This window comes from Helicobacter sp. UBA3407 (assembly GCF_949747025.1).
GTDB lineage: Bacteria > Campylobacterota > Campylobacteria > Campylobacterales > Helicobacteraceae > Helicobacter_D > Helicobacter_D ganmani.
The window spans coordinates 1-4090 of record NZ_CATKCB010000045.1 but is presented as its reverse complement, the minus strand read 5'-3'; the positions used below and the strand labels follow the sequence as shown (position 1 = coordinate 4090).

The following is a 4090-nucleotide window of genomic DNA, read 5'->3' as shown; positions in this document are numbered from 1 at the left end:
CTTAATACTTTTTCATCAAAACTTTCATTATAAGCCAAAGCTACTTCTACTTCTACATTTTCATCTCTTCCCTCAAAGTCAATAATAGGAGAAATAAAAGGTTTTTTGTTAATATCATGGATAAACTGCGACAATCCACCCTCAAAGTGATAGGTTTCGTCAAAGTCGCTTTGCTCGTCCTTAAAATGAATTGTAATTTGATGATTTAAATAAGCAAGCTCTTTGAATCTCTTTTTTAAAATTTCTTTATCAAAATTTACAACTTCAAAAATACTATCATCGGGGATAAATTCAATCGTTGTTCCATTGAGTTTTGTCTCACCAATCACTTCTAAAGCATTTTGTGGAATCCCTTGCACGAAATCTTGACGATAGATTTGATTGTGTTTATAAATCGTCATTTGCAAGCTTTTAGAAAGCGCATTTACGACGGAAACTCCTACTCCGTGCAAACCACCAGAATAAGTTTTTTGGTCAAATTTACCTCCCGCGTGGAGAACGGTTAAGGCAACCGTAGCGGCTGAAATTCCCTCTGTGGGGTGAATATCTACAGGAATTCCACGCCCATTATCAGAAATCTTTGCTCCGCCTTCTTTGGTTAAAATCACTTCAATTTCTGTGCAGTATCCTGCCATTGCTTCATCAATGCAGTTATCTACGACTTCATAAATCAAATGGTGTAATCCACCGATATTTGTATCACCAATATACATTCCCGGACGTTTTCTAACTGCTTCTAAGCCTTTTAAAACTTTAATACTTTGTCCTGTGTATTCTAAATCTTCCATCTTTTTCCTAAATTGTGTAATTCTAAAAAATTTTAAATAATAATAGGCATAACAACAGTGGAGAAATTCTCACTTTTTAACACAAAAGGAGCATTTTTACCATTAAGTTCCCAAATGAAATCCGCAGTGTCGATTTGCATTAAGAAATCCAAAACATGACGAGAATTAATACCAATTTCAATTTCCTCATTAAGAGAAAGATTTATTTCAATTTGTGTTTTAGCTTCTGAATTATCTTGACTTAAAGATTCAAATAAAATTTCATTAGATTTAAAAGTAATTTTAACATCATTTGTTACAGAGTTAATAACTTTAATTCCTTCGATAATTTTCGCTTTTGGAATCGTAAGCTGTGTCGCGACTTCTTTTGGCAATATTTTTTCATAATCTGGGAATTTTCCATTGATAAGATGAGAAAAGAAAATGTAATTTTGAGATTTGATGATAATGTCTTTTTCGTTATAGAAAAGTTCAAGATTATCAAAGAACAATTTTTGAATTTCTGTAATTGCTTTTTTTGGGAAAATTAGTGCAAGATTATTTCCTGATGCGTTGTCAAATTTTACCATTGCAAGTCGTTTTGTATCCGTAGCCACGAAATTATAAGAATATTCCTTAATATCCAAAAGAGCTCCGTTTAATTCGCGTTTTTGGTTATTAATATCAATTACAGGAAAAATTTTTTTCATTGAAGTGATTAATTGTAAAGAATTGATTTCTAGTTTCGGTAGGTTTTCGTATTCTGGAAAGGTTGGAAATTCTTGAGCATTAAACATTGGAAGTTTAAAAGAGCTTTTATTTTGTTGAATATGGAGGTTTTCGTTGTGAGTATAAAGATTAACATCACTTTCTTTTAATCGTTTGATAATATCTAATGCTTGTTTCCCATTAACCGTTGCGATTCCGTGTTCGTTAATGGTTAAAGAATCACTAATTGCACAAAGTCCTATTTCAAAATCTGTGGCTTTACAAATGAGTTGATTGTCTTTTGTTTCAAGGTAAATGTGGGAAGTGATTTGACTAGAATCTTTTTTGTCTAAAAAAGGTTGTAAAGAAGTAAAAATGTTGTCTAAAACACTATTTGGAATGGTGATATTCATACGGAGCTCCTTAATTAAATTTATAAATTTTAGAAGTATTAGTAGAGGGCTTGAATTGTTGAATAAGTGCTACAAGCTTCTAAAATTCGTATTTTTGTGTGAATAGATAAATTTTTTAATTTCACATTAATTCACCATTTTAGCAAAACTTTGTTTTTATTGTATTTAAAAGAATCATTTTATTTTATTTTTTATTTCTTCAATGATAGTTTTAAAGTTTGCATTGTTATTGATTTCGTCTTGAATACTTTTCATTGCTTTGCTTACTGTGCTGTGGTCTTTCATTCCAAAGAAATTTGCAAGATAAGGCATAGAGTTAGGTGTCAAAGTGCGAGCTAAATAAATTACAATTTTACGCGCAATTACGATATTTTTTGAGCGATTCTTACTTTTAATGTCCGAGGGTTTGAGATTATAGTATTTTGCAACAGTGTCAATGATTTTGTCCATACTGACATTTTCTTTGGATTCTTTGATATATTCTTTTAAAACATCTTTGATGAAATCAAGACTAATTTCTTGAATATTTGTAACATTCATTGAAAAGCTAAGTTTCACTAAAACACCCTCAATTTCACGAATATTATCATTAATATTTGCCGCGATAAAATGAATAATAGTATCATCAAGATGGATTCTATCTAATTCACATTTTGCGCGAATAATATTGATTTTTGTTTCTAATTCTGGAGGTTGAATATCTGCTAAAAGTCCAGAAGTAAAACGAGTTTTCAAACGCTCTTCTAAGCCTTTCATATCTTTTGGTGGGCGGTCAGAGGTTAGGACAATTTGTTTATTGTTTTCTTTGAGCTCATTAAAAGTGTGAAAAAATTCTTCTTGAATTTGTTCCTTTCCACTCAAAAATTGAATATCATCAATCAATAAATAATCACAAGCCCGGTATTTTTCACGGAATCGTTCCATTGTATTGTTGCGAATATGTAGCAAAAAATCATTCAAAAATTGTTCGCTTGTGGTGTAAATGACATTTTTACCTACAAGAATATTTGCATTACCAATCGCGTTGAGTAAATGTGTTTTACCAAGCCCTGTATTTCCATAAATTACAAGAGGATTATACTTAATGCTTTGATTTTGTGCTACAGCTTTGGCAACATTAACGGCAAAGGTATTAGAATTACCCACCACAAAGGAATCAAAAGTAAAAGAGGGATTGAGATTTGTTGTTCTGTTTTGTTTGTTGCGCACATTACTTTTGTTTTCTTTCTTTTTGTTAGAATTTGCAACTTCCACGATGATTTCAGGCTTTAAACCATTATTGATTTCAAAAAGATGAGCAATTTTGTCTGCGTATTTTGTTTTTACCCAACTTGCAATCAAGACATTTGGAGCATTTAACACGATTCTATCTTCACGAGAATACTTTTCATTATAGGTAATTTGATTGATATAATTTTCAAATTCAAAAGTTGTGATTTCATCTTTAAGCTGTAATAAAATCTGATTCAAATTTTTGCCTTTAAAGTTATTCACAGGTGTGAATAAGATGTGAATAACTCGTGAAATTTGGAACGATTTTATCTCAAAATTACTAAAAATTTTATATTATTATGCAATTTTTTAAATTATTTTAAGGAAATGAGTGAATATCTTAGGAATTGACCCGGGAAGCAGAAATTGTGGCTATGCGATTATAAAATTAGATAAAAATGCAATTTCTTTGGTGGAAGCAGGTTTGATAAAAATCAAAGAAAGAATCTTGCAACATCAAATTTTAGAGTTTGTGGAAGGGATTGATTTGGTATTGAAAAATCATTCTATTGATTCCGTCGCGATTGAAGATATGTTTTATGCGTATAATCCCAAAAGCGTAATCAAGCTTGCGCAATTTCGTGGAGCGTTGAGCCTTAAGATTCTACAAGAGTTAGGAAATTTCACTGAATATACGCCTTTACAAATTAAAAAGGCTTTGACAGGAAATGGAAAGGCACAAAAAGAACAAGTTGCCTTTATGGTAAAGCGACTTTTGGGGCTTAAGGGTGAAATTAAGCCTCTAGATATTACAGATGCAATTGCCATAGCAATTACACACGCACAACGATTAAAACTTCAAGCTAAGGAATAATCTATGCAAATTACACTTTTAAATTACACAAAATTAAATATTTGTGCGCACGCAATTCGCACTTGTTGGCAGAGTTTTGAAAAGGGTGATAATGGCGGAGAAAAGGATAAAGAGTT

General features: G+C 31.3%; 4 protein-coding genes and 1 pseudogene. 2 read left to right on the top strand and 3 right to left on the bottom strand.

The window, feature by feature from the left end; translation table 11 throughout:
* The 3 genes from Q1553_RS00620 to dnaA form a co-directional block, all read right to left on the bottom strand.
* A partial coding sequence (locus Q1553_RS00620; RefSeq protein ID WP_300842670.1) for an ATP-binding protein occupies nt 1–788 on the bottom strand: 788 nt, incomplete at its 3' end.
* 32 nt (nt 789–820) lie between these two features.
* Entirely contained in the window at nt 821–1888 is a 1068-nt protein-coding gene (dnaN, locus tag Q1553_RS00615; protein WP_115551787.1) for a DNA polymerase III subunit beta, read from the bottom strand.
* Nucleotides 1889–2062: 174 nt separating this feature from the next.
* Complete coding sequence (dnaA, locus tag Q1553_RS00610) at nt 2063–3358, bottom strand: chromosomal replication initiator protein DnaA (protein ID WP_115551786.1); 1296 nt, start codon at nt 3356–3358, stop codon at nt 2063–2065.
* Nucleotides 3359–3491: 133 nt separating this feature from the next.
* Between dnaA and ruvC the strand changes: the two genes are divergently transcribed.
* Entirely contained in the window at nt 3492–3974 is a 483-nt protein-coding gene (gene ruvC, locus Q1553_RS00605) for a crossover junction endodeoxyribonuclease RuvC (protein WP_115551785.1), read from the top strand.
* Nucleotides 3975–3977: 3 nt separating this feature from the next.
* Nucleotides 3978–4090 (top strand): annotated as a pseudogene (locus tag Q1553_RS00600) (thymidylate synthase (FAD)); the annotation flags it as partial.

Excerpts from the sequence above, each read along its gene's own strand:
- dnaN (WP_115551787.1), bottom strand. The coding sequence starts at position 1,888 with ATGAATATCACCATTCCAAATAGTGTTTTAGACAACATTTTTACTTCT.